We start from the raw sequence: 25,116 nt of genomic DNA on the forward strand, positions 1-25,116 counted from the left end.
CCGTCCGCCGCACCGAGTCTCCCGCGCAGGTCCCGTCGATGGTCACTCCCGATGCCACCGACGATCGCGCGAGGGCCGAGGGACCGGCGGGCGCGCTGACCCGGCGCTCGGCGGCCGGTGCGCTGCTGGCCGCCGGGCTGTCCGCCGCCATGCCGGCGGCGGCGCAGACCCCCGNTGCTGCGCGTCGCCACCTTTCCCGACCTCGACCGGGCCGCGATCGCCGCGGCGCCGCGTTGGCGCGCGCGCCATCCGGAGGTCGAGCTCAAGCTGCTGTCGATGCAGTACGCCGACCACCACCTGTCGATGACGACGGCGCTGGCAACCGGCTCCGGCCTGCCCGACGTGATGGCGATCGACTTGCGCTACATCGGCAAGTTCGCCGGCTCGGGTGGCTTCGTCGATCTCAACCAGGCGCCTTACCTGGCGGCGTCGCATGCCGATGACTACGTCCGCTTCGCGATGGCCCAGGGCGCCGGCCCTGGCGGCACGCAGGTGGCCATCCCGGCCGACATCGGCCCCGGTACGCTGATCTACCGCAAGGACCTGCTCGACCGCGCCGGCGTCAGCGAGGCCGAGATCACCCGCGACTGGTCCGCCTACCTGTCCGCTGGCGAGCGCCTGCGCAAGGCCACCGGCGCCTACCTGATGGCCGATGCCGCGGACCTGCGCGACATCGCGCTGCGCCAGGGCCTGCGCGATGGCGAGGGCCTGTACTTCGACGCCGACGGCCGCGTGCTGGTCGAGTCGGCGCGCTTCCGCCAGGCCTTCGAGCTCGGCCGCGCCGCGCGCCGCGCCGGCCTGGATGCCCGCGCGATCGCCTGGACCAACGACTGGGCGGCGGGCTTCAAGCAGGGCCGCATCGCCACCCAGATGATCGGCGCCTGGCTCGTCGGCCAGTTGCGCAACTGGATCGCGCCCGCGACCTCGGGCCTGTGGCGCTCGGCGCCGCTGCCCGGCGGCGTGCGCGCGGCCTACGGCGGCTCTTTCTATGCGATCCCGAAGAAGGCGGCCAACAAGGCCGCCGCCTGGGACTTCATCCGGCTGATGACGGCCGATGCCGAGGTGCAGCGCGAGAGCCTGAAGGCGCTCGACAGCTTCCCGGCGATGCGGGCGGTGCTGGACGACCCGGTGATGGACGAGCCGATCGCGTTCCTTGGCGGGCAGCGTGCGCGCCAGCTGTGGCGCGAGACCGCGGTGCGCATTCCCGCGATCCCGGTCAACCGCTTCGACGCGCTCGCGACGACGGTGATCCGCGACGAGTTCGAACGCGTCATCGCCCGCGGCAAGGCCATTCCCGAGGCGCTGGCCGACGCGCGCCGCCTGATCGAGCGCCGCGCGCGCCGCCGCTGAGGAGCCGCACCATGTCCGCGCCACCACGCGATTCCCGCCCGCGCCGCCTGCCGGCGCTGCGCTCGCGCCGGATCGCGCCCTACCTGTTCATCGCGCCGTTCTTCGCGCTGTTCCTGGTGTTCGGCCTGTTCCCGCTGCTGTTCTCGATCTACCTGTCGCTGCAGCAGTGGAACCCCGCGGAGGGCCTGCACACGATGCACTGGGTCGGACTCGAGAACTACGGCTATGCGCTCACCGACCCGTGGTTCTGGGATGCGCTCTACAACACCGCCTGGTTCGCGCTGGTGTCGGGGCTGCCGCAGCACCTGGTGGCGGTGCCGCTGGCCTTCTTCATCCACCGCCGCTTCAAGCGCGGCCGCGACCTGGTCGTCGGCGCCTATTTCGTCCCGTACATCACCTCCAGCGTCGCGATCGCGCTGATCTTCACGACGCTGTATTCGAAGGACTACGGCCTGATCAACGCGGCGCTGGCGGAGCTGACGCGCATCCCGTTCATCGGCAGCCCGCTGGCCTCGTTGACCGCGCTGCGGGAGGGCGGCATCGACTGGCTCGGCGACGCCGACGTCACCCGCCCCGCCGTCGCCTTCGTCGTGTTCTGGCGCTACCTGGGCTGGAACCTGGTGCTCTACCTGTCGGCGCTGCAGGTCATCGACAAGGACCTCTACGAGGCCGCGACGCTGGATGGCGCGAGCGAGTGGCAGCAGTTCCGCCATGTCACGCTGCCGCTGCTCAAGCCGATGATGTTCTTCGCGGTGACGCTGACGATCATCGGCAACCTGCAGCTGTTCGAGGAGCCCTTCATCCTCGTGGACGGCGAGAAGGGCGTGGCCTCGTCGGTGATGACGACGGCGATCTTCATGTACCGCACCGCCTTCTCCGACGGCGACTTCGGCACCGCCTCGGCGATGTCCTGGCTGATGTTCGTGCTGATCGCCGCGCTGACCTGGCTCAACGCGAAGCTGTTCGGCCGCGACCCGGGAGGCCGCCATGGCGCGCGCTGACGGCCTGCCGATGCGGCCCGCCCCGAGCCGCGACGGCCGCGCGACGCGCGCGCGCCGCCCCGCGGGCCGGCCCTGGCTCGCCTGGGGCCTGGTGATCGTGGGCGCGCTGGTGCTGGTCTCGCCGCTGTACTTCACCTTCGTCGTCGCGACGCAGGACCGCGCGGCCATCTTCGACACGCCGCCGCCGCTGTGGTTCGGCGACGCGGCAGGGTCCAACCTGCGGCTGCTGCAGGAGCGGCTGCCGTTCTGGCGCAACCTGGGCATGAGCCTGTACGTCGCGTCGATGACGACGGCGCTGAACCTGCTGCTGTGCTCGCTGGCCGGCTACGCCTTCGCGATCTACGAGTTCCGCTTCAAGCGCGCGCTCTTCGCGATCGTGCTGGGCTCGATGATGCTGCCGGCCTTCCTGCACATGATCCCGAGCTTCATGGTCATGGACGCGCTGGGCTGGATCGATGAGCCGCGCGCGCTCTACGTGCCGGCGGCCGCCAGCGCGCTGGGCATCTTCCTGATGCGGCAGTACATCGGCTCGGCCATCCCGCCGGACCTGATCGACGCCGCGCGCATCGACGGCTGCGGCGAGTTCCGCATCTTCTGGTCCATCGTGCTGCCGCTGCTCAAGCCCGCGCTGGGCACGCTGGGCCTGATCACCTTCATCGCGAGCTGGAACAACTTCGTCGCGCCGCTGGTCGTGATGCGCTCGGCCGAGCACTACACGCTGCCGCTGGCGCTGCGCTCGATGCAGGCCCCCAACAACACCGAATGGGGTGCGCTCATGATGGGCAGCGCCATCGCGATGCTGCCGCTGCTGGTGGCCTACCTCTTCAGCGCCCGGCGGCTGGTCGCCGGGCTGACCTCCGGCGCCGTGCGCGGCTGACCGGCCTCGCCGCCAGTGACCCCCTCGCCATGACCACCGCCCCGACACCCACCGGACCCGCGACGCCCCCGGCGCTCCCGCCGTCCAGGGACCCTCGCGGCGACCCTCCCTCCACGATTCCCACGACCACGACGCTGAACACCATGAACGCGAACGACGCCACCCCCGCCGCCGACACCGCCACCTTCCGCTCCCTGATCCAGTCGCTGCCCGCGGACTTCCAGTGGGGTTCCGCGACCAGCGCCGCGCAGATCGAGGGCGCCGGCCGCGAGGACGGCAAGGGCGAGTCCATCTGGGACCGCTTCTGCGCCCAGCCGGGCCGCATCAAGGACGGCTCCAACATCGACGTCGCCTGCGACCATTACCGCCGCTATCCGGAGGACGTGAAGCTGATGCGATGGCTAGGCCTGGACGCCTACCGCTTCTCGTTCTCCTGGCCGCGGGTGCAGCCGCTGGGCCGCGGCGGCTGGAACGAGGCCGGCTTCGATTTCTACGACCGCCTGATCGACGAACTGCTCCAGGCCGGCATCAAGCCCAACGCGACCCTTTACCACTGGGACCTGCCGCAGGCGCTGGACGACTCGATCGGCGGGTTGCTGTCGCGCGAGGTGGTGCCGCTGTTCGCCGACTACGCCGGCGAGATCGCGCGCCGCTTCGGCGACCGGCTGGCGACGATCGCCACGCTGAACGAGCCGTGGTGCTCGGCGACGCTGGGCTACGAGACCGCGCAGTTCGCGCCCGGCCACACGAACCGCGCCGAGGCCTACCAGGTCTCGCACCACCTGCTGATGATGCATGGCGCCGCGATGCAGGCCATGCGCGCGGTGGGCTCGAAGGCGCAGCTGGGCATCGTGCTCAACCACACGCCGTCCTTCCCGGCCGACCCGCTCAGCGAGGCGGACCGCCGCGCCGCGCGCATCGACGACGGCACCAACGTGCGCTGGTACATGGACCCGGTGTTCCGCGGCCAGTACCCGGCCGACATCGTCGAGTACCTCGGCGCCGACGCGCCCCGCGTGCAGGACGGCGACCTGGCGCTGATCCAGCAGCCGCTGGACTTCCTGGGCATCAACTTCTACACCCGCAGCGTGCTCAACGGCCGCCAGCAGTTCGTGACGCCGCCCGGGGAACTGGGCTTCACCGACATGGGCTGGGAGATCTATCCGCAGGCGCTGACCCAGCACCTGCTGCGCATCACCCGCGAGTACACGCCGCCGCCGCTGGTCATCACCGAGAACGGCATGGCCAATGCCGACAGCATCGTCGACGGCCGCGTGCCCGACGCGGCGCGCATCGCCTACCTGCGTGGCCACCTCGAGGCGCTGGCCCAGGCGGTGGCGCTGGGCGCGGACGTGCGGGGCTACTTCTACTGGAGCCTGCTCGACAACTTCGAATGGAACTCGGGCTACCAGAAGCGCTTCGGCCTGTTCCACGTCGACTACGCGACCCAGCAGCGCCTGGCCAAGGACAGCGCCCACTGGTACCGCGACGCGATCGCCGCCTTCAAGGCCGGGCGTTGAGCGCCAGGGACTGAACATCGGACGCGGCGTCACCGCCCGGCCCGAGGCCGGGACGGACTGTGGCAGCATCCGAGGCTTTCGCGCACGGGGCGGGCACGGCTCCTGCCGCGTCGCGGAACGGAGGCATCGGTGAAGGAGCAGAAGGCATGAGTCAGGGCGGAACGGCGCCAATGCGGTTGCTGGCGGACGTGGGCGCGACGCATGTGCGCTTTGCCAGCCAGGGCGGTGCGGCGGAGCCGCTGCAACACGTCGCGCGCTACGTGTGCCGCGACTTCGACACGCTCGCGGACGCGATCTTCTATCACCTGCATCGCGAGGGCCTGCCCCGTCCGCGCAGCTGCGCGATCGGCATCGCCACCGCGGTCACCGGCGACCATGTCCGCATGACCAACCACCACTGGAGCTTCTCCACGCGGGCGCTGCAATCGGCGCTGGGCGCGGAGCGGGTCCTGGTGATCAACGACTTCACCGCGCTGGCGCTGGCGCTGCCGGTGCTGGGACCGCAGTCGATGCGCAAGGTCGGCGGCGGCGAGCCGGTGGCCGGCGCGGCCAAGGGACTGGTCGGGCCCGGGACGGGGCTGGGGGTGTCGGGGCTGCTGCGGTCCGACGACGGCAACACGCAGGTCGCGGTCGGCGGGGAGGGCGGGCACGCCACGCTGTCGTCCTACGAGCCCGAGGAGCGGGCCGTGCTCGACCTGCTGCACCGGCGTTTCGGGCACGTGTCGGCGGAGCGGGCGGTGTCGGGGCCCGGCCTGGAAAACCTCTACATGGCGCTGGCCGAGTTGCGCGGGCTCAAGCTCGCTCCCGGCGAAGGCCGCGCCGCGCCGGCGATCACGGCGGCGGCGCTGGCGGGCGAGCCCTTCAGCAGCGAGGTCGTCACCATGTTCTGCGCGCTGCTGGGCGACATCGCGGGGCATGTCGCGCTCACGCTGGGCGCGCGCGGCGGGCTCTACATCGGCGGCGGCATCGTGCCGCGACTGGGCGAGTGGTTCGACCGCAGCCCGTTCAGGGCGCGCTTCGAGTCCTGCGGCAGGCTGACGTCCTATTTGCGGGCGATCCCGACCTACGTCGTGCAGGAGGCGGATCAGGCGCCGTTGCTCGGGGCCAGTCGGGCGTTGGATCGGGATGTGCTGACGCACTGAGGTCAGCTGGCGCAGAGACCGCCTACCTGCGCCGACCAGCGCGTTGGCCGCCAGGGCGCAGGATTCCCGCGGCAAGCGCCGGAACCCCGCGCCCTGCCGTCCCCGATCACCGGCTCACTGCGCTGGGGCGGTGGCGGGCGGGGGGCTGGGCTCTGAAATGAAAAAAGCGGCCGGGATGGCCGCTCTGTGGGGAGGTCCGGATTACCAGATCCGGATGCGGTCCTCGCTGGGCTTGAACATCTTGTCGCCCGGCTTGGTCTTGAAGGCCTCGTGGAAGCCGTCGTGGTTGACGGCGGCGCCGTTGGCCCGGAACTCCGGCGGCGAGTGCGGGTCGATGGTCAGCAGCTGCAGCTTGCGCTCTTCGCGCGCCTTCTCTCGCCAGGCCTGCGACCAGCCCATGAAGAAGCGCTGCTCGCCGGTGTAGCCGTCGATGACCGGCGCCGGCTTGCCGCCCAGTGAGCGCAGGTAGGCCTTGTAGGCGATCTGCAGGCCCGAGAGGTCGGCGATGTTCTCGCCCAGCGTCAGCTTGCCGTTCAGGTGCTTGCCCGGGATCGGCTCGTAACCCTCGTACTGCGCGACCAGCTTGGCGCCGATGGCGTCGAAGGCCTTGCGGTCGTCGTCGGTCCACCAGTTGCGCAGCTTGCCGTCGCCATCGAACTGGCTGCCCTGGTCGTCGAAGCCGTGGCTGATCTCATGCCCGATGACCGCGCCGATCGCGCCATAGTTCACCGCGTCGTCGGCCTTCGTGTTGTAGAAGGGCGGCTGCAGGATGGCGGCGGGGAAGACGATCTCGTTGAGCGTCGGGTTGTAGTAGGCGTTGACCGTCTGCGGCGTCATCAGCCACTCGCGGCGATCGACCGGCTTGCTGGCCTTGGCGGCCTGGCGCTTCCACTCGAAGGTGGCCGCGCGCAGGTTGTTGCCCACCGGGTCGCCAGCCTTGACCTCCAGCGCGCCGTAGTCGCGCCAGACATCGGGGTAGCCGATCTTGACCATGTACTTGGACAGCTTGTCCTGGGCTTGCGCCTTGGTGGCGGGCGTCATCCAGCTGAGCTTGTCGATGGACTCCTTGTAGGAGGCCAGCAGGTTGTTGACCAGCTGCAGCATCCGGGCCTTGTCGGCGGCCGGGAAGTAGCGCTTGACGTAGACCTCGCCGACCGCCTCGCCGAGCGCGCCGTTGACGTTGCCCACCGCTTGCTGCCAGCGCGGCAGCGGGCTCTTCGCGCCGGTCAGTGCCGCGCCGTGGAACTGGAAGTGGGCGTCGCGGTAGACCTTGGGCAGCGTGGACGCATTGGCGTCGATGGCGCGGAAGCTGAGGTAGAGCTTGAGGTCCTCCAGCGGCGCCTCGCCCAGGAGCTTGGCCGCGCCGGTGAGGTAGCTCGGCTGCGACGCGGACAGCTTGTCCAGGCCCGGCAGGGAGGCCGCGGTGAAGAAGGCGTTCCAGTCGAAGCCCGGCGCCTTCTGCGCCAGCTCGGCCGGCGTCATCGGGTTGTAGGTCTTCTGCGGATCGCGCAGCGAGACCTTGTCCCACTGCACCTCGGCCAGCCGCTCCTCGAGCGCCAGCACCCGCTGCGCGCTGCCGGCCGGATCGGCGATGCCGGCGGCCTTGGCCAGCGTCTGCAGGTAGTCGACGTAGGCGGCGCGGGCCTTGGCCAGGCGCTCGTCGTCCTTCTTGAGGTAGTAGTCGCGGTCGGGCAGGCCCAGGCCGCCCTGCCAGGTCTGCAGGCGGTTGATGGTGGGGTCCTGGTAGTCGGCCTCGATGCCCAGCGGCACCGGGGTGTCGAGGACACCGGTCTGCGCGCCCAGCCAGGTCGCGAGCTGCGTGCGCGTCTGGATCGCGGCGATGCTGTCCAGCAGCGGCTTGATCGGGGCCAGGCCAGCCTTGTCGATCGCCGCGGTGTTCATGTAGGCGGCGTAGTAGTCGCCGATCTTCTGCTCGACGCTGCCGCCCTGGGCCTTCTTCTTCGACAGGTCCTCGATGATGGCGCGGGCACGCTTGTCGGAGAGGTCCGCCAGCAGGTGGAAGGCGCCGTAGGAGGCCTTGTCCGCGGGGATCTCGGTGGTCGACAGCCAATGGCCGTTGGCGGCGCGGAACAGGTCGTCCTGGGGACGCACGGTCTTGTCGTAGCCCTTCAGGTCGAGGCCCGATTGCGGCTGCGCCGCCATCGCGAGGCCGCCCAGCTGCATCAGCAGGGCGAGGGTGGTGAGGCGGAGGACGTTCTTCATCGCAAGCAGATCTGGAGTGCGGGCCGGGCCCGTCGGAGCCGGAAGCCTATGCCACAAGGCAGACCCGTGACAAAAGCCATGAGGCCGCTTGTGGCGGCCGTCGCACCGGGGCTTTCCAGCTTGCCGGCAGGCCCTTCAAGTGGCTGGACAACGCCTGTCGGCACCGGTCGCCGCCCGCGTCTTCACGCCCTCTTGAGGCGAGGGGCGCGCGGCCGGCGCGGGAGCGCGCGTGCTCAGGGTCAGCGCCGTGATCACCAGCGCCGCGCCGATCCACTCCTGCGCCGCCGGATGCTGGCCGAGCGCGACGCTCATCAGCAGCGCCGACACCGGCACGCCATTGAGGAACAGCGTGCCGCGCGACGCGCCGAGTTGCCGCACGCCGAAGTTGAAGGCCACGACCGCGGCGACAGTGGGCACCGCGGCGATGTAGAGCAGGTGCGGCGCGACCGGCGTCAGGTCCTGCCAGGTGGGCGCGTTGACCCAGCCACCGGCCGTCATGGCGACGGCGAAGAGCAGTTGCCACGGCAGCGCCGCGATCGCGGTCAGGCCGGTGTATTCGAGCGGGCTCAGCGTGGGGAGCCGGGCCGCGCCGCGGGTGTAGAGCACCCAGCCGATCGTGCCCAGCAGCGTCAGCGCGTCGCCCAGCAGCATGTGGGGCGGACCATCGCCGCGGCCGAGCACGCCCGACACCATCACCACGCCGCCCAGCGCCAGCACCGCCGCGCCGGCCACGCCCAGTCCGGGCCGGTGGCCGTCCAGCAGCCAGCGCAGCAGGATCGTCGTCATCGGCATCGTGGCCATCAGCACCGCGCCGTGCGAGGGCAGGGACAGCTTCAGGCCCTCCAGCACCAGCACGCCGAAGAAGCCGTAGCCCAGCACGCCGTGGCCGGTGAGCGTGACCCAGTGCGTCCTCAGCTTGTCCCAGGGGCGCTGGCCGAAGCGCATCATCAGCAGCGTCATGCCGACGCCGGCCAGCAGGTAGCGGACCGCGGTGAACCAGACCGGGTCCAACCGTCCCAGCACCGGCTTGCCGACGAGGAACAGGCTGCCCCAGGAAATCGCCGCGAACAGCATCGCGACGGTGGCGGCAATGGGAGGGGAAGTGGGCGTCATGGCGACCGGCCTTCTTGGCAACTGCGATGGGAGGGCAGTCTGGGCGCCGCCCCGCGCGCGGTCCATGCGCTTGTTTGGAACAGGCGTTTGAAGAATCCGAACGCCGCCGGCCCGGCGGCTGGTCACAATCCCGCCCCATGGAGCTGTACCAGCTGAAGAGCTTTCTGGCCGTCGTGGCCGAACGGAACCTGACCCGCGCCGCGGAGAAGGTGTTCACCAGCGTGCCCGCCGTCAGCGCGCAGATCAAGGCGCTGGAGGAGGAGCTGGGCGTGCAGCTGTTCGAGCGCAGCTCGCGCGGCATGACGCTCACGGCCGCGGGCGAGAAGCTGGCCGAGGAAGCGCGCCGCACGCTCGACGCGGCGCAGCGCCTGCGCCAGGCCGCCGCGCAGATCCGCGGCGAGGTGCAGGGGCGGCTGCGCATGGGCACGGTCACCGACCCGCTGGCGCTGCGCCTGGGCGAGGTGCTGGTGAAGCTGGCGGAGCGCCATCCTGGCATTGGGCTGCAGCTGATGCAGCGCCTGTCGCTGCACAGCGTGCAGGCGCTGCGCCGCGGCGAGGTCGACTGCGCTTACGTGCTCTACGACGGCGAGGCGGCCGATGGGCTGGTGGTCGAGCGCCTGCGCCGGATGGAGCTGGCCGTGGCGGTGCCGCGCCGCTTCGCCGACCGGGAGTGGCCGGTGTCGCGGGAGGCGCTGCTGTCGCTGCCCTGGATCGGCACGCCGCCCGACTGCGGCCTGCGTCCGGCCGCCGAGCGGCTGTTCCAGAGCGCCGGCCGCGAGCCGCCGCACAGCCTGATGGCGGAGACCGAGGCGGCCGTGCGCGGCATGGTCGCCAGCGGCCTGGGCGCCGCAGTGCTACGCAAGGACCAGGCGCAGGCGGCGGTCGACGCCGGGGAGCTGCGCATCTGGCCGCATTGGCAGGACGAGACCTGGCTGTGCTGGCTCCAGCAGGAACAGGCCGAGGACCACGCGCTGCAGGCGCTGCGCGAGCTGGTGCACGAGGTCTGGCAGGACTGATACCGCCGTGGCGCTCGACGCGTCGCCATCCTTCTGAGGCCCACCGGGGCGCTCCCGCCCATGCCAAGCCACGGCTCGGCTCGGCTCGGCTCGGCTCGGCTCGGCTCGGCTCGGCTCGGCTCGGCTGGTCCGGGTCCGGGTCCGGGTGGACGTAAGGGATTTTTCGACCGACCGGTCGGGCTGCGATACTCCGCCGATCACAAGGAGACTCGCACGTGGAAACCCTGCAGATGGCGACCGATGCGCGCGGCGTGACGCGCGTGACGATGAACCGGCCCGAGGTGTTCAACGCCTTCGACGAGGCCATGATCGCGGACCTCGATGCCGCTTTCGACCGCCTGGGCCGGGACCCCGCCGTGCGGATCGTCGTGCTCGAAGGCACCGGCAAGGCCTTCAGCGCCGGCGCCGACCTCCAGTGGATGAAGCGCGCGTCGGAGGCGACGCAGGACTGGAATGTCGAGGACGCGCGCCGCTTCGCCGCCATGCTGGACCGCATCGCGCGCTGCCCCAAGCCGACGATCGCCAAGGTCCACGGCGTGGCGCTGGGCGGCGGCGTGGGCCTGACCCTCGCCTGCGACATCGCCGTCGCCGCGGCGGGCGCGCAGTTCGCGGTCAGCGAGGCGCGCTTCGGGATCTTGCCGTCGGTCATCGGCCCCTACGTGGTCAATGCCGTGGGCCCGCGGGAGGCGCGCCGGCTCGCGCTCACCGCCAGCCGCATTCCCGCCGCCGAGGCGCTGCGCATCGGCCTGCTGCACGAGGTCGTGGAGAGCGATGCCGCCGGCGGGCTCGACGCGGCCGTCGAGCGCTGGGTCGCGGAGCTGTTGATGAACGGCCCGCAGGCGCAGGCCGAGATCAAGGCGCTGTTCGCGCAACTCGACGTGGGGCCGGTGGACGGCGAGGTGCGTGAACTCACCGCGCAGACCATCGCCCGCGTGCGCATGGGGGCCGAAGCCAAGGAAGGTTTCGCGGCTTTCCTGGGCAAGCGCCCCGCGGCCTGGGTGCCCAAGACCGACGCGGCGTCCTGAAGGCGAGGCCGCGCCGCGCACAAGATTCGAAGCAGATGATGGAGACAGCAATGACGGCATCGACGGGAACCTGGCGCATCGCGAGCGCCGACGCGGCGCAGGCACCGGTGGCGGTGATCGGCGCCGGCGTGATGGGCGCGGGCATCGCGCAGGTGGCGGCGCAGGCCGGCCATCCGGTCCGGCTCATGGACCTGCGCGAAGGCGCCGCCGCGGCGGCGATCGCGCAGATCGGCAAGGCGCTCGACGGCCTGGTGACGAAGGGCCGCCTGGAACGGGACGCGCGCGACGCGGTGCTGGCACGCCTGTCGCCGGCGGCCTCGACCGCGGATCTGGCGGGCGCCGCGCTCGTCATCGAGGTGATCGTCGAGAAGCTCGAACCGAAGCAGGCGCTGCTGCGCGAGCTCGACGCGCTGCTCCCGCCCGATGCGCTGATCGCGTCCAACACCTCGTCGATCAGCATCACCGCGCTGGCCAACGGCATGGCGAATCCGCGCCGGCTCGTCGGCATGCACTTCTTCAACCCGGTGCCGCTGATGAAGCTGGTCGAGGTGGTCTGGGGCGCGGAGACGGACGCCTCCGCCGCGCAGGCGATCGAGGCGCTGTCACGCCGCTGGGGCAAGACGCCGGTGCATGCGAAGTCGACGCCCGGCTTCATCGTCAACCGCATCGCGCGCCCGTATTACGCCGAGACGCTGCAGCTGCTGCAGGAACAGGCCGGCAGTCCGGCCCAGCTCGACCGCGCGCTGCGCGGCGCCGGCTTCCGCATGGGGCCTTGCGAGCTGATGGACTTGATCGGCCACGACACCAACTACCTGGTCACGCAGTCGGTCTTCGAGGCCAACTTCGGCGACAAGCGCTATCAGCCCTCGCTGGTGCAGAAGGCGCTGGTCGACGGCGGCCGCCTCGGACGCAAGGCGGGGAAGGGCTTCTACGAGGGCACGCCCGAGAGCGCCGCGCCCGTCGCGGTGATCGATGGCGACGTCGGCGCGGTGACCTTGTCGGGCCGCGGTCCGCTGGTGGAGCTGCTGGGCGGCTGGATGGGCACTCGAGGCCTTACGTTCGAGCGCGACGAGACGGCTGACTGGCAGGGCGTCGCGGTCGAAGGCGTTCAACTGCATTTCACACGCGGACGCTGCGCCGCACAGCTCGCGCGGGAGCGCAGCAAACCCGGCCTCGCGGTGATCGATTGGCCGCTCGCGCCCGATCGGATCGAGGGACTCGCGATCGCCTTCGGACCGCGTGTCGACAACCTCCAGCAGACCCATGCCGAGACGCTGCTGCGGCGCCTCGGCTGGGAGCCGCTGGTGCTGCGCGACGTGCCGGGCCTGGCCGTCGCCCGCACGATCGCGATGCTGATCAACGAGGGCGCCGATGCCGTCTGGCAGGGCGTCTGCGACGAGGCTGGCGCCGACACCGCGATGAAGCTGGGCGTGAACTATCCCGCCGGGCCCTTCGAGTGGCTCGCGCAACTGGGCGCGCCGCTCGTCGTCGATGCGCTCGAGGGCCTCTTCGAGGCCTATCGCAGCGAGCGCTACCGGATCAGCCCGCTGCTGCGCCAGCGTCTCTGGGCCTGAACGCGGCCCCGTCGGTCCGGAAATGAAAAAGCGCCCCGAGGGGCGCTTCTTCGTTGAGCCGCAACGGCCTCAGAGCAGCATGCGCAGATGCGCTTGCGCCTGCAGCAGCGGGGGCAGGCAGTGCTCGACCATCTGCTCCATGCTCATGCGGGTGGCGTGGACGCTGATGGCCATCGCGGCGACGGTGTCGCCCTTGTAGTTCTTCAGCGGCACGGCCACCGAGCGCAGGCCTTGCTCCAGCTCCTGGTCGATCAGCGCGTAGCCCTGGGCGCGGGCGCGGGCGATCTCGATGCGCAGGCGCTCCGGGTGCGTGATCGTGTGCGGGGTCAGCGCGGTCAACTCCTGGCGGGCGATGAAGGCGTCGACTTCCGCCTGCGGCTGCGCCGCCAGCAGCACGCGGCCGTTGCCGGTGCAGTAGGCCGGCACGCGGGTGCCCGGCTGCAGCGTCGGCGAGACCACGCGGCCCGCGCTCGTCGCGGAGATGCAGATCACGTCGTTGCCGTCGAGCACGCCGGCCGACGAGGCTTCCTTCATCGCATAGGCCAGCTTGTGCAGCTCGGGCTCGATGATGCGGGGCAGGCGGGCGGAGTGCATGTAGCTCTGGCCCAGGCGCAGCACCTTGGGGGTCAGCGCGAACATCTTGCGGTCCTGCGAGACGAAACCCAGGTGGGTCAGCGTCAGCAGGTAGCGGCGGGCGGCCGCGCGGGTCAGGCCGGTGCGGCCGGCGACTTCGCTGATGGTCAGACGGGGACGTTCCTGATCGAAGGCTTCGATCACGGCCAGGCCTTTTTCCAGGCCGGCGACCAAGTCGCGTTTCAGCGGGCCGGTGCGGACTTCAGCTTCGGGGGAGGGGGCGACCACCGGAATGGCGGTCAGGTCTTCATCGTGGGCTCGAGCAGCGGACATGGTGGGGAGGTGGTCGTGCGTTTGACGCCCAAATCTGCTGGGCGTAAGCAGGTGATGTCCAAAACTATAGGGACAACCCTGTGAAGAATGTTTGCCAGGGCAATTGTTTTGTTCCGCTATTCGCACCTGAATGCATCAACTTGGTGCATTTGCTGCGCACAACGCCCCACCGCCTGCGGAAAGCGGTGTGGTCGGGCGGTCAGCGGGGAAAAGGTGCGCGGAATCGCGATCGGAGCGTCGCTAAGCAAGCCGTCAATAGTCAGACATCATGCCTGTGGCACCGCCGCCTACATATATGAGCGGTATGCGCCATCAAACTCGGTCAGTATCCCACGCGATGTGCGATTGGCGCCTACGTGGTCCTACGGGCGCCCATGACTATTTCTTTAGCGCCCCCAACTTTTGGATATGGGCGAAACGCCGCACACGGCCGCTCTTGGCGGGCCTGGATGCACCAAAAAGAGGTCAGACAACCGAGGGCGGCGAAGTCAATTGTCTGACTATTGAAAACGGCCACCCCGGATCGATCCGGGGTGGCCGTTGATCGGCGCCTGGGCCCGCGCTCAAGCGCCGGGCCGAAGCGAAGAGGCTCAGACGCGTTCGACGACGACCGCGATGCCCTGCCCGACGCCGATGCACATCGTGCACAGCGCATAACGGCCATTCGAGCGATGCAACTGGTTGATCGCCGTCATGACCAGCCGGGCGCCGCTGGCGCCGAGCGGGTGGCCCAGCGCGATCGCGCCGCCGTTGGGGTTGACGCGCGGATCGTCGTCGCGAAGGCCCAGGTCGCGCAGCACCGCCAGGCCCTGCGCCGCGAAGGCCTCATTCAGCTCGATGACGTCCATCTGCGCGAGCGTCAGGCCGACCTGCGCCAGCACCTTGCGCGCCGCCGGCGCCGGGCCGATGCCCATGACGCGCGGCGCCACGCCGGCGGTGGCCATGCCGAGCACCCGCGCGCGTGGGGTCAGGCCGTGCCGGGCGATCGCCGCCTCGCTGGCCATCAACAGCGCGCAGCTGCCGTCATTGACGCCCGACGCGTTACCAGCGGTCACGCTACCGTCCGGTCGGACGACGCCTTTCAGCTTGGCCAGCGCCTCCAGGCTGGTCTCGCGCGGATGCTCGTCCTGGCGCACGACCACCGCCTCGCCCTTCTTCTGGGGGATCGTCACCGGGCAGATCTCGGCGTCGAAGAATCCGCTGCGCTGCGCGGCCAGCGCCTTGGTCTGGCTCGCCAGCGCCATGCGGTCCTGCGCCTCGCGCTCGATGCCGAAATCGACGGCGACGTTCTCCGCCGTCTCCGGCATCGCGTCGACGCCGTACTGGGCCTTCATCTTGGGGTTGATGAAGCGCCAGCCGATGGTGGTGTCGTAGATCGCATTCGCCCGCGAGAAGGCGCTTTCCGCCTTGGGCATCACGAACGGCGCGCGGCTCATGCTCTCGACGCCGCCGGCGATCAGCAGCTGCGCCTCGCCCGCGCGGATCGCCCGGGCCGCGGTGCCGACGGCATCCATGCCGGAGCCGCACAGGCGATTCAGCGTCACGCCCGGCACCGCGATCGGCAGGCCGGCGAGCAGCGCCGACATCCGCGCCACGTTGCGGTTGTCCTCTCCGGCTTGGTTGGCGCAGCCGTAGAACACGTCGTCGAGCGCCTCCCAGTCCAGCCCCGCATGGCGGGCCATCAAGGCCTGGATGGGCACCGCGCCCAGGTCATCCGCCCGGACCGCCGACAGGGCGCCGCCGTAGCGCCCGAAAGGGGTGCGCTGCGCATCGCAAACAAAGGCATGCATGAAAGTCTCCTGAATATTTATGAGAATGCGGGCTGCGCGGGATCATAGGGGTCCTCAGGAAAAACCCGTGACAAGTTGCACGCACAGTCCGGGATCATGCGCGGCGCCGCGCGATGGACGCGCTTTTCATTTAAGTTGCGGCCCTGGGCAGCCGAAGCTGCTGACGAAGGCGTCTGAACCGGACGCGGAACTACAAGAATGAAGGACAGATCGGCCGATCCGCTCATCGATGTGAACCAGCTGAAAGTGGGGATGTTCATTCATCTCGACCTCGGCTGGATGTCGCATCCCTTCCCGCTCAGCAGCTTCAAGCTGAGCTCGGAAGAGCAGTTGCTGATCCTGCGCCGGCTAGGCCTGAAGCAGGTGCGCTGGAGCCCGGGCAAGAGCGAGCTCCCGCTGGAAGCCACGCCGATGCCGCCGCCGACGGCCGCCGCCCCGGCCGCGACCGCCGAGGCTCCCCACGACGCCGAGGACGACGCCCGCGAGCGTCATCGCCGGCTGCTGGCCGAGCAGCGCGAGGCGTTGCTGCTGTGCGAGCGCCAGTACGCCGAGGCGGCCACCGCCCTGCGCGACCTGATCGACCTCGTGCCGCGCGAGCCGACCGACGCCCGCGACCGGTCCGCCGCGCTGTCCCGCGCGCTGCTGGACAAGATGCTGGTCGAGGGCGACATCAACATCCGCCTGCTCAACGAGGGTGCCGGCGACCGCGGCACCGCGCATGCGCTGAACGTCGCGGTGATCGCGATGCTGCTGGGCCGGGCCTTCGGCCTGGGGCGCGACGAGATGCTGGACCTCGGCCAGGGCGCGCTGCTGCACGACATCGGCAAGATGGAGCTGACGCCCCGCTTCCGCCATCGCGACGACAGCTTCACCGCCGCCGAGGTCGCCGCGTACCAGCAGCACGTCGCCAAGGGCGTGATGGTGGGCCAGAAGATGGGGGTGGGCGCCGGCCCGCTGCTGATCATCGCCCAGCACCATGAACACGCCGACGGCAGCGGCTTCCCGCAGCGCCTGAACGCCGACCGCATGAGCATCGGCGCCCGCATCGTGGCACTGGTCAACCGCTTCGACGGGCTGTGCAATCCGCTGCTCAGCTCCAAGGCGATGACGCCGCACGAGGCGCTCTCGCTGATGTTCGCGCAGGGGCGCAGCCGTTTCGACGCCACGATGCTCAATGCCTTCATCCGCATGATGGGGGTGTACCCGCCGGGCTCCGTCGTGCAGCTGACCGACGACCGCTATGCGCTGGTCGTGGCGGTGAACTCCTCGCGGCCGCTCAAGCCCCGGGTCATGGTCCATGACGCCAAGGTGCCGCGCGAAGAGGCCCTGGTCCTGAACCTGGAAGAGTTGCCCGACCTCGGCATCCGCCGCAGCGTCAAGCCGCAGCAGCTGCCGCGGGCGTCGCTGGACTACCTCAGCCCTCGCAGCCGCATCGCCTATTTCTTCGAGTCGGCCGGCGCGCAGCCCATGCCGCCCGGGGAGATGGCCGCGTGAACTTCCCCGCCCGATCGCCGGTCGCAGCGCCCGCCGCGTTCAACACCGCTTTCCTGCCGTTGATCGACGGCCTGCAGGAAGCGGTGTGGCTCGTCGATGCGCGCACCCATTGCGTGGTCGCGGTGAATGCGGCGTCGCAGCAGTTGCTGGGCATGGCATCGAAGGATCTGGTCGGCGCGAGCGTCGACTCGCTGGCCTCGACGCCGGAGGACGCGCTGTTCTGGATGGACGCCGCCATCGGTCGCCGCGAGAGCCTGCACACCGACACGATGATGCGCCACGCCGATGGACGCATGCTCTGGGTTTCGCGTCGCATCAGCCACGTGGCGCAGCCGCAGGGCGACGGGCTGTGGCTGGTCGCCATGCGCGACCAGACGCAGCAGCGCCAGCATGACGAGGAGCGGGAGACGCTGCTCGCCGAACTGCGCGCGACGCTCGAATCGACCGCCGACGGCATCCTGGTGACCGACCTGGCGGGCCGCATCCGCAGCTTCAACCAGCGGCTGGCGTCGCTGTGGGGCATTCCCGAGGACCTGCTCAACGAGCGCAACGACGAGGCCGTGCAGGCCTGGATGCGCCGCAGCGTCGTCGACGGCGCCGCCTACGCGATGCGCCTGGGCGCGATCCAGGAATCGCCGCTGCTGCACACCAGCGACAACCTCAAGCTGATCGACGGCCGCGTGCTGGAGCGCGTGTCGCTGCCGCAGTGGAGCCGCGGCCGGCCGATCGGCCGCGTCTACTCGTTCCGCGACCTGAGCGAAAAACTCGCGGCGCACCAGCGCATCGAGGAGCTGTCCCACAACGACATGCTCACCGGCCTGCCCAACCGGCGCGCGCTGATGGAGCGCGTCGACTACGCGCAGGCCATGGCGCGGCGCGAGACGAGCCCGTTCGCGCTGCTCAACGTCGACCTGGACCGCTTCAAGCAGATCAACGACACGCTGGGCCATGCCTATGGCGACCGCGTGCTCAAGGAAGTCGCGCTGCGTCTGAAGGAGTCGCTGCGCGAGGTCGACACGGTCGCCCGCCTGGACGGCGACGAGTTCGCGCTGCTGATCCATCAGGCCGATGCCCGCGGCGCGGAGCACGCGGCCCGTCGCGTTCAGGAGGCGATGTCGCGCCCCTTCTGCTTCGACACCCTGAGCTTCACCGTCACCTGCAGCACCGGCATCGCGCTGTTCCCGGGCGACGGCGCCAGCGCCGAGGAATTGCTCGCCAGCGCCGAACGCGCGATGCACTGGGTCAAGGAAAGCGGCCGCAGCGCGTTCCGCTTCCACCAGCCGCGCAAGGACGTGGACCTGCTGTCGCGCATGCGGCTGGACCATGCGATGCGCCAGGCGCTGCAGGAACACGAATTCCGGCTGCACTTCCAGCCGCAGGTGTCGCTCGAGACCGGCGAGCTGATCGGCGCCGAGGCGCTGATCCGCTGGCGCGACCCGCTGCGCGGCGACGTGCCGCCGTCCGAGTTCATCCCGGTCGCCGAGGAGAGCGGCTTCATCGTCGCGATCGGCCAATGGGTGCTGCAGCAGGCGGTGGCGCAGGCGGCGGCATGGCTGGAGAAAGGCCTGCGCGTGCCGGTGGCGGTCAACGTGTCGGCGCTACAGTTCCAGCAGACGCACTTCGTCGAGCAGGTCGCCCAGGCGCTGCGCGCCTATGACCTGCCGCCGTCGCTGCTGGAACTGGAACTGACCGAATCCGTGCTGCTGCGCGACGCGGACGAGGCGCTGCATCGCATGCAGGCGCTGTCGGAGCTCGGCGTGCTGATGGCGATCGACGACTTCGGCACCGGTTATTCCAGCCTCGGCTACCTGAAGCGCTTCCCGATCCAGCGGCTCAAGATCGACCGCAGCTTCGTCAAGGGCCTGCCGGGCGACGCCAGCGACGCCGGCATCGTCAACGCCATCGTGCAGATGGGCCGCGCGCTGAACCTGCAGGTCATCGCCGAGGGCGTGGAGACCGAGGCGCAGCGCGACTTCCTCGCCCGCTGCGGATGCCACGAGTACCAGGGCTTCCTGTGCGCGCCGGCGCTGGAGACGCGGGCCTTCGAAGAGCGCCACGCCCAGATCGCCGCGCAGGCTCAGGCCGGGCAGGCGGCTCGCGCGCAGACCGCGGTGCTGCGTCCGGCGCGCGCGTCGGTGCACCTGCTGCGCGGCGCCTGACGCGGACGGCCGCGCACGGCGCGGATCGGGAGACCTCTCCACTGGCGTTCCAACGACGACGGCACAATGCGCCGGTGGCCGCGGTCGACGGCCGGGAGACAAGCGTGCTGTACAAGTTCAAGTCGAAGGCGGGCGCCGACGTCATCATGCTGGCGGCCCATGGCGATCAGGCGCTGAAGGCGCTGGGACGCGAGCCCGCGGCGCAGGGCATCTTCCAGGCTGCGGACCTGCCGGCGCTGATCGCGCGCGGCGAGGCGGCCATCGCCGAGGAACAGCAGGCGCTGGACCGCGCCGCGCAGGAGGCGCAGGCGGAGGGCCGCAAGGCGCCGCCCAAGCCGGAGGTGATGCTGCGTCAGCGGCTGTGGCCGCTGCTGGAGCTGCTGCGCGCCGCGCAATCCGCCAATGCTGATGTGGTCTGGGGCGTCTGAGTGGAATCGACCCAGATCCTGGCGATCCGGCACGGAGAAACCGCGTGGAACCGCGAAGGCCGGCTGCAAGGCCACCTCGACCTGCCGTTGAACGCGATGGGGATGCGCCAGGCCGAGCGGCTCGGCGCCGCGCTGGCCGAGCACGCGATCGACGCGGTCTACGCCAGCGACCTCGCCCGGGCCGCGGTGACCGCCCGGCATGTCGCGGCGCCGCATGGGCTGGAGGTCCGCCACGACACGCGCCTGCGCGAGCGGGCGTTCGGTGTCCATGAAGGCAAGCTCTGGGCCGAGGTCGAGGCCGCGTTTCCCGAGGACGCGCTGCGTTGGCGCCGCCGCGATCCGGACTTCGAGCCGTCCGGCGGCGAGAGCCTGACTGCGCTGTATGCGCGCTGCATCGCGGTGGTGTCCGAGCTGGCCGCGGCGCACGCCGGGCAGACGATCGCCATCGTCGCGCACGGCGGCGTCCTGGACTGCCTCTATCGCGCCGCGACCCGCATCGACCTGCAGGCGCCGCGCAGTTGGGTCCTGGGCAATGCCAGCATCAACCGGCTGCTGCATTCGCCGCAAGGCTTCAGCCTGGTGGGCTGGAACGACGACCATCACCTGCACGGCCTGGCGCTGGACGATCCCGGCGTGCCCGGATTCATGCCCACCGCGCCGCAGACGGCCAAGGCCTGACCGCGCGGACCGCGGCGACCGGACGCCCCAGGCGCCGGACCGCGGCCGCCGACATCGACAGAAGCGCCGCATCGAGCGCTCATCGAGGAGACACATGACCGACGCACAGATCATCGTGCTGGCCACGCCGGTGTTCTTCGCCCTGATCGGGCTGGAGTACTGGATCGGCCTGCGCCGCGGGCGCAACACCTACCGGCTCAACGACGCGATCAGCAGCATCGCGCTGGGCATGCTCAGCCAGGTCGTGGGCGTGCTGACCAAGCTCTTCACGCTGGGCATCTACACCTGGGTCTTCGAGCATGCGGCGCTGGCGCGGCTGGACGCGGGGGCCTGGTGGGTCTGGCTGCTGGGGCTGCTGTTCTACGACTTCCTCTATTACTGGCATCACCGGCTCGGCCACACCACGGCGCTGCTGTGGGCGGCCCATGCGGTGCACCACCAGAGCGAGGACTACAACCTGTCCACCGCGCTGCGCCAGACCGGCAGCGGCTGGCTGGTCGGATGGATCTTCTACATGCCGATGGCGATCCTGGGTTTCCCGCCGCTGGTCTACGCCGTGGTCGCCCTGGTCGACCTGCTGTACCAGTTCTGGGTGCACACCCAGCAGATCGGCAAGCTGGGCTGGTTCGACCGCTGGTTCTGCTCCCCGTCGAACCATCGCGTGCATCACGCCGTCAACGACCCCTATCTCGATCGCAACTACAGCGGAATCCTGGTGATCTGGGACCGCCTGTTCGGCAGCTTCCAGGAGGAACTGGACCACGAGCCCTGCGTCTACGGCACCCGTGACGCGCTGCGGAGCTGGAATCCCTGGACGGCGAACGTCCAGGTCTACGCCAGGCTGATCGGCAAGATGCGACGCACGCCGCGCTGGCGGGACAAGTTGCGGCTCTGGTGGGAGCCGGCGCATTGGGAGCCCGGCCTCGGCGCTCGCATAGCGCCCGGCTACGACCCCCGGGCGCGGGCGCTCTTCGACCCGGCGGTCGCGCCCGCGCACGCCGGGGCGGCCGCGGCGATGTTCCTGTTGATGCTCGGCGCGGTGGCGCTGTTCCTCTGGAACGCCCACCGGCTCGGTACTGCGGGGCAGCTTGCCGCGCTGGCCGGACTGCTCGCCGGACAGGTGCTGACGGCCCGTCTGCTTACACCTTTGCCGCCTGGATCCCACCCCTAACGGGGAACTGTTGCAATTTCGCGTCGAGTGTTATGGGTGCGTGCAACGCACTTCTATACTCCGCACACCTTGCAGTACCGCCATTGAGCCAGACCGGCTGAAACCTCCAACTGATGAAGGTGGATATGAAGAAGATTGCAATCGCTGCGGCCATCGCGGCTCTCTCCGCACCGGTGTTCGCGCAAAGCTCCGTCACGCTCTGGGGCCGCATCAACACCTCGGTGGAAAGCATCAAGACCGGCAACCGCGACCGCGTTGCCTCGGTGATCAACAACAACTCCCGTCTGGGCTTCAAGGGTACGGAAGACCTGGGTGGCGGCCTGAAGGCCAGCTTCGCCCTGGAGCACGGCCTGAACTCGGACGACGGCCGCCAGACCAGCTCGGCGTTCTGGAACCGTGAAGCCAGCGTGCAGCTGTCCGGTGACTTCGGCGCCGTCCGTCTGGGCCGCTGGACCCCGGGCTCCTATTACGCCACCGCCGACTACGTGTCGATGCACAACCACGACACCGGCACGTCGGAAGACAAGCTGTACTCGGGCGCTGGCTTCACGCAGACCAACAAGGTCGGCTACTTCACCCCGAACGTCAGCGGCTTCAACGCCGAGTTCGCGCTGCACGCCGGTGAAGGCGTCGATCCGCGCGGCTACGACGTGGCGCTGAACTACGACCAGGGCCCGCTGCACCTGGGCGCTGGCTACAGCAAGCAGGGCGACGCCAACCAGTGGGCCATCCGCGGCCTGTACGAACTGGGCGCCTTCACCTTCGGCGGCTACGCGCAGCGTGAAGACGACTCGCGCTCGCTGGGCAAGGACACGCGCTGGATCGGCCGCGCCGCCGTGATGTACACGATGGGCCAGTCGGAATTCCACCTGAACGTCGGTGGCACCAAGGCCGGTGGCTCCTCGTTCAACGGCGGCCGCAACGGCGGCAAGCAGTACACGCTGGCCTACAACTACAACCTGAGCAAGCGCACCAAGCTCTACGCCTTCTACACCGCCGTGGACGCCACCACCGCGAACAAGGCCGACGACCTGAACTCGTTCGCTCTGGGCATTCGCCACAACTTCTGATCCCCGGATCAGGCACGACAAAGGCGCTCTTCGGAGCGCCTTTTTCATTGGTGCCGTCGTTCGGTGGCGCGGCGCTCGCCGCCGCGTCCCGTGACCGATCCCCTGATTCGATTACTCGAGGTCGAACAGCTGCCCCGCCTGCTTGGGCGGCGCCACGCCGAGGTGGCGATAGGCCGCGAGCGTCGCGATCCGTCCCCGCGGCGTGCGCTGCAGGAAACCTTGCTGGATCAGATAGGGCTCGATGACGTCCTCGATGGTGCCCGGCTCCTCGCCGATGGCGGCGGCGACGTTGTCCAGCCCCACCGGGCCGCCGTCGAAGCGGTGCACCACCGCCTCCAGCAGCTTGCGGTCCATCAGGTCGAAGCCCAGCGGATCGACGTCCAGCATCGCCAGCGCCTTCTCCGCGATGGTGCGGGTGATGGTGCCGTCGCTCTTGACCTCGGCGTAGTCGCGCACGCGGCGCAGCAGCCGGTTGGCGATCCGCGGCGTGCCCCGCGAGCGCCGCGCCACTTCGAGCGCCCCGGCCGGCTCGATCGCCGCGCCGAGCAGCGAGGCTGAGCGCGTCACGATGCGCTGCAGCTCGTCGGCGGTGTAGAACTCCAGCCGCGCCACGATGCCGAAGCGATCGCGCAGCGGGTTGGTCAGCATGCCGGCGCGCGTCGTGGCCCCGACCAGGGTGAAGGGCTGCAGGTCCAGCTTGATCGAGCGGGCCGCCGGGCCCTCGCCGATCATGATGTCGATCTGGTAGTCCTCCAGCGCCGGGTACAGGATTTCCTCGACGACCGGCGACAGCCGGTGGATCTCGTCGATGAAGAGCACGTCGTTGCGCTCGAGGTTGGTCAGGATGGCCGCCAGGTCCTTGGGTTTCTCCAGCACCGGCCCGCTGGTCTGGCGCAGGTTCACGCCCAGCTCCGCGGCGACGATGTGGCTCAGCGTGGTCTTGCCCAGGCCGGGGGGCCCGAACAGCAGCACATGGTCGAGCGCCTCGCGCCGCTTCTTGGCGGCGCCGATGAAGATCTCCAGTTGCTCCCGCGCCTTGGCCTGGCCGACGTATTCATCGAGCAGCTTGGGCCGCAGCGCACGCTCGATCGCGTCCTCGTTGGGCGAGGCGGGATGGGCGCTGATCAGGCGGGCCTGCTGCGGCGCGGGGGTGAAGTCGTCGGTCTGGATGCTCATGGCGAGGGGCGGGGCGGCTGGGGGCCGATCATGACAGGTGCTTCATCGCCAGCTTGATGCCGTCGCTGACGCCGACGTCCGCCGGCAGCGTCTTGAGCGCGGCGCCGGCTTCCTTTTCGCTGTAGCCCAGGGCCACCAGCGCCTGCAGGATGTCCGCCTGCGCGTCGTTCGCGATCGCCACCGGCTGCGACAGGTCGGGGCTGAGCTTGCCCTTGAGTTCCAGCAGCAGCCGCTCGGCGGTCTTCTTGCCGATGCCCGGCACCTTGACCAGCCGTCCGGCCTCCTGACGCGACACCGCCTGCGCCAGGTCGCCGACCGACATGCCCGACAGCAGCGACAGCGCCATCTTCGGTCCCACGCCGCTGATCTTGATCAGCAGGCGGAAGGTGGCGCGTTCCTCGGCGGTGAGGAAGCCGAACAGCACATGGGCGTCCTCGCGGATGCTGAGGTGGGTCAACAGCGTGGCGCGCTCGCCCAGGTTCGGCAGGTTGAAGAAGGTGCTCATCGGCACGTCGACTTCGTAGCCGACGCCTTGCACGTCGATGAGAACCTGCGGGGGCGACTTTTCCGCGATGACGCCGGTGAGCTTGCCGATCATGGGCGCGGATTATCCGCGTTCGGCGGCGCCCGGCGGGCGTTTCGCTGGATGTTTGTCCAGTATTTTCCCGAGGCCTGAGAACCCCGCCCGGCGCGCGGCCGGCGCGGCGCTCAGTTGCGGCCGAACAGGCCCAGGCGCTGCGCTTCCAACGCGGCCTCGGCGCGCGAGCTCACATTGAGCTTGCGATAGATCTGCTTGACGTAGTCCGCGATCGTGTGGCGCGACAGGCCCAGCTGCACGCCGATCTCCGGCAGCGTGAAGCCCTTGGCCACGCGCAGCAGCACCTCGGTTTCGCGGTCGGTCAGCGAGACCTCGTGCAACACCTGCGCCGCCTGCGGCCGGCGCTGCGAGGTGAAGTAGGCGATAACCTTGCGCGCGATCGACGGCGACAGCGGCGGCTCGCCCTGGCTGATGCGCTGCAGCTGCTCGACCAGCAGCTCGCGCGACTGCTCCTTGAGCAGGTAGCCGAAGGCGCCGGCCTGCAGCGCGGGGAAGAGGTGCTCGTCGTCGTCGTGGATGGTGACGATGACCGACTGGACCTCCGGCTGCTTCTCGCGCAGCGCCGAGATCACGTCCACGCCGGAGCCGTCGGGCAGGCCCAGGTCCAGCAGCGCCAGCGTGAAGCGCTGCGTGCTGACCTGCTGCAGCGCGTCCTGCACCCGCGAGCATTCGGTGACCACCGCGTTGGCGAAGACCTGTTTGACCAGGACCTTGAGCCAGGCGCGGATTTCGGGAATGTCTTCGAGCAGCAGGATGTGGTTCATGGCGCGGGATTCTTGCTCAGGAATGAGGCGCCGGCAGGCTG

Annotated in this window: 21 protein-coding genes; 14 read left to right on the forward strand and 7 right to left on the reverse strand. The window is 70.0% G+C overall.

Annotated elements, in window-relative coordinates; all coding sequences use genetic code 11:
* Window positions 1-117: 117 nt before the first annotated feature.
* The 5 genes from ACTJKJ_RS21215 to glk all read left to right on the forward strand — a co-directional run bounded on the left by ACTJKJ_RS21215 (window position 118) and on the right by glk (window position 5,890).
* On the forward strand, window positions 118-1,350 hold the full coding sequence (locus ACTJKJ_RS21215; protein WP_440821862.1) for an ABC transporter substrate-binding protein: 1,233 nt from the start codon (window positions 118-120) through the stop codon (window positions 1,348-1,350).
* Between the two features lie 11 nt (window positions 1,351-1,361).
* Window positions 1,362-2,351, forward strand: a complete 990-nt coding sequence (locus ACTJKJ_RS21220) for a carbohydrate ABC transporter permease (RefSeq protein ID WP_183485877.1) — start codon at window positions 1,362-1,364, stop codon at window positions 2,349-2,351.
* Window positions 2,338-3,228: a carbohydrate ABC transporter permease gene (locus ACTJKJ_RS21225; protein WP_440821863.1), complete on the forward strand. Its 891-nt coding sequence runs from the start codon at window positions 2,338-2,340 to the stop codon at window positions 3,226-3,228. Before ACTJKJ_RS21220 ends, ACTJKJ_RS21225 begins: the two co-directional genes overlap by 14 nt.
* A gap of 143 nt (window positions 3,229-3,371) precedes the next feature.
* Window positions 3,372-4,748 (forward strand): GH1 family beta-glucosidase, encoded by a 1,377-nt coding sequence (locus ACTJKJ_RS21230; RefSeq protein ID WP_440821865.1) that lies wholly within the window; start codon window positions 3,372-3,374, stop codon window positions 4,746-4,748.
* Window positions 4,749-4,894: 146 nt separating this feature from the next.
* Window positions 4,895-5,890 (forward strand): glucokinase, encoded by a 996-nt coding sequence (gene glk / locus ACTJKJ_RS21235; protein ID WP_183485871.1) that lies wholly within the window; start codon window positions 4,895-4,897, stop codon window positions 5,888-5,890.
* Window positions 5,891-6,091: 201 nt separating this feature from the next.
* Here the strand turns inward: glk and ACTJKJ_RS21240 are convergent, their stop codons facing one another.
* Window positions 6,092-8,113, reverse strand: a complete 2,022-nt coding sequence (locus ACTJKJ_RS21240; RefSeq protein WP_343604455.1) for a M13 family metallopeptidase — start codon at window positions 8,111-8,113, stop codon at window positions 6,092-6,094.
* 135 nt (window positions 8,114-8,248) lie between these two features.
* A complete protein-coding gene (locus tag ACTJKJ_RS21245; protein ID WP_297386802.1) occupies window positions 8,249-9,226 on the reverse strand; it encodes a DMT family transporter in 978 nt (325 codons plus the stop codon).
* 137 nt (window positions 9,227-9,363) lie between these two features.
* Here ACTJKJ_RS21245 and ACTJKJ_RS21250 point away from each other — a divergent pair, with 137 nt between their 5' ends.
* The 3 genes from ACTJKJ_RS21250 to ACTJKJ_RS21260 all read left to right on the forward strand — a co-directional run bounded on the left by ACTJKJ_RS21250 (window position 9,364) and on the right by ACTJKJ_RS21260 (window position 12,841).
* A complete protein-coding gene (locus tag ACTJKJ_RS21250) occupies window positions 9,364-10,242 on the forward strand; it encodes a LysR family transcriptional regulator (protein ID WP_297386799.1) in 879 nt (292 codons plus the stop codon).
* A 230-nt stretch (window positions 10,243-10,472) separates the two neighbouring features.
* Window positions 10,473-11,267 carry an enoyl-CoA hydratase-related protein gene (locus ACTJKJ_RS21255; protein ID WP_297386876.1) on the forward strand — a complete coding sequence of 265 codons (795 nt, stop codon included), beginning with the start codon at window positions 10,473-10,475 and terminating at the stop codon, window positions 11,265-11,267.
* 50 nt (window positions 11,268-11,317) lie between these two features.
* Window positions 11,318-12,841 carry a 3-hydroxyacyl-CoA dehydrogenase gene (locus tag ACTJKJ_RS21260; protein WP_440821868.1) on the forward strand — a complete coding sequence of 508 codons (1,524 nt, stop codon included), beginning with the start codon at window positions 11,318-11,320 and terminating at the stop codon, window positions 12,839-12,841.
* Window positions 12,842-12,910: 69 nt separating this feature from the next.
* On the opposite strand, the gene ACTJKJ_RS21265 is transcribed toward ACTJKJ_RS21260, so the two are convergent.
* Window positions 12,911-13,747, reverse strand: a complete 837-nt coding sequence (locus tag ACTJKJ_RS21265; protein ID WP_091731190.1) for an IclR family transcriptional regulator domain-containing protein — start codon at window positions 13,745-13,747, stop codon at window positions 12,911-12,913.
* A gap of 590 nt (window positions 13,748-14,337) precedes the next feature.
* Window positions 14,338-15,537, reverse strand: coding sequence for a 3-oxoadipyl-CoA thiolase (gene pcaF / locus ACTJKJ_RS21270; protein ID WP_297386790.1), 1,200 nt, complete (start codon window positions 15,535-15,537; stop codon window positions 14,338-14,340).
* 198 nt (window positions 15,538-15,735) lie between these two features.
* On the opposite strand from pcaF, the gene ACTJKJ_RS21275 reads away from it, so the two are divergent.
* The 6 genes from ACTJKJ_RS21275 (at window position 15,736) to ACTJKJ_RS21300 (ending at window position 22,537) form a co-directional block, all read left to right on the forward strand.
* Entirely contained in the window at window positions 15,736-17,031 is a 1,296-nt protein-coding gene (locus ACTJKJ_RS21275; RefSeq protein WP_440821871.1) for an HD-GYP domain-containing protein, read from the forward strand.
* Window positions 17,028-19,190 carry a putative bifunctional diguanylate cyclase/phosphodiesterase gene (locus ACTJKJ_RS21280; RefSeq protein WP_440821873.1) on the forward strand — a complete coding sequence of 721 codons (2,163 nt, stop codon included), beginning with the start codon at window positions 17,028-17,030 and terminating at the stop codon, window positions 19,188-19,190. The genes ACTJKJ_RS21275 and ACTJKJ_RS21280 overlap by 4 nt, the downstream gene beginning before the upstream one ends.
* Window positions 19,191-19,294: 104 nt before the next feature.
* Window positions 19,295-19,618: a DUF1840 domain-containing protein gene (locus ACTJKJ_RS21285; protein WP_440821875.1), complete on the forward strand. Its 324-nt coding sequence runs from the start codon at window positions 19,295-19,297 to the stop codon at window positions 19,616-19,618.
* A complete protein-coding gene (locus ACTJKJ_RS21290) occupies window positions 19,619-20,296 on the forward strand; it encodes a histidine phosphatase family protein (RefSeq protein WP_440821877.1) in 678 nt (225 codons plus the stop codon).
* Window positions 20,297-20,390: 94 nt separating this feature from the next.
* Window positions 20,391-21,467, forward strand: a complete 1,077-nt coding sequence (locus tag ACTJKJ_RS21295) for a sterol desaturase family protein (protein WP_440821879.1) — start codon at window positions 20,391-20,393, stop codon at window positions 21,465-21,467.
* Window positions 21,468-21,592: 125 nt separating this feature from the next.
* Window positions 21,593-22,537: a porin gene (locus ACTJKJ_RS21300; protein ID WP_440821881.1), complete on the forward strand. Its 945-nt coding sequence runs from the start codon at window positions 21,593-21,595 to the stop codon at window positions 22,535-22,537.
* 111 nt (window positions 22,538-22,648) lie between these two features.
* Here the strand turns inward: ACTJKJ_RS21300 and ruvB are convergent, their stop codons facing one another.
* From ruvB to ACTJKJ_RS21315, 3 genes are all read right to left on the reverse strand, one after another.
* Window positions 22,649-23,713: a Holliday junction branch migration DNA helicase RuvB gene (gene ruvB, locus ACTJKJ_RS21305; RefSeq protein ID WP_091731215.1), complete on the reverse strand. Its 1,065-nt coding sequence runs from the start codon at window positions 23,711-23,713 to the stop codon at window positions 22,649-22,651.
* Between the two features lie 28 nt (window positions 23,714-23,741).
* A complete protein-coding gene (gene ruvA / locus ACTJKJ_RS21310; RefSeq protein WP_091731218.1) occupies window positions 23,742-24,311 on the reverse strand; it encodes a Holliday junction branch migration protein RuvA in 570 nt (189 codons plus the stop codon).
* A gap of 110 nt (window positions 24,312-24,421) precedes the next feature.
* Window positions 24,422-25,075: a response regulator gene (locus tag ACTJKJ_RS21315; protein ID WP_091731221.1), complete on the reverse strand. Its 654-nt coding sequence runs from the start codon at window positions 25,073-25,075 to the stop codon at window positions 24,422-24,424.
* Between the last annotated feature and the right edge of the window lie 41 nt (window positions 25,076-25,116).

This window comes from Roseateles sp. 22389, assembly GCF_052044995.1.
Lineage (GTDB): Bacteria > Pseudomonadota > Gammaproteobacteria > Burkholderiales > Burkholderiaceae_C > Roseateles.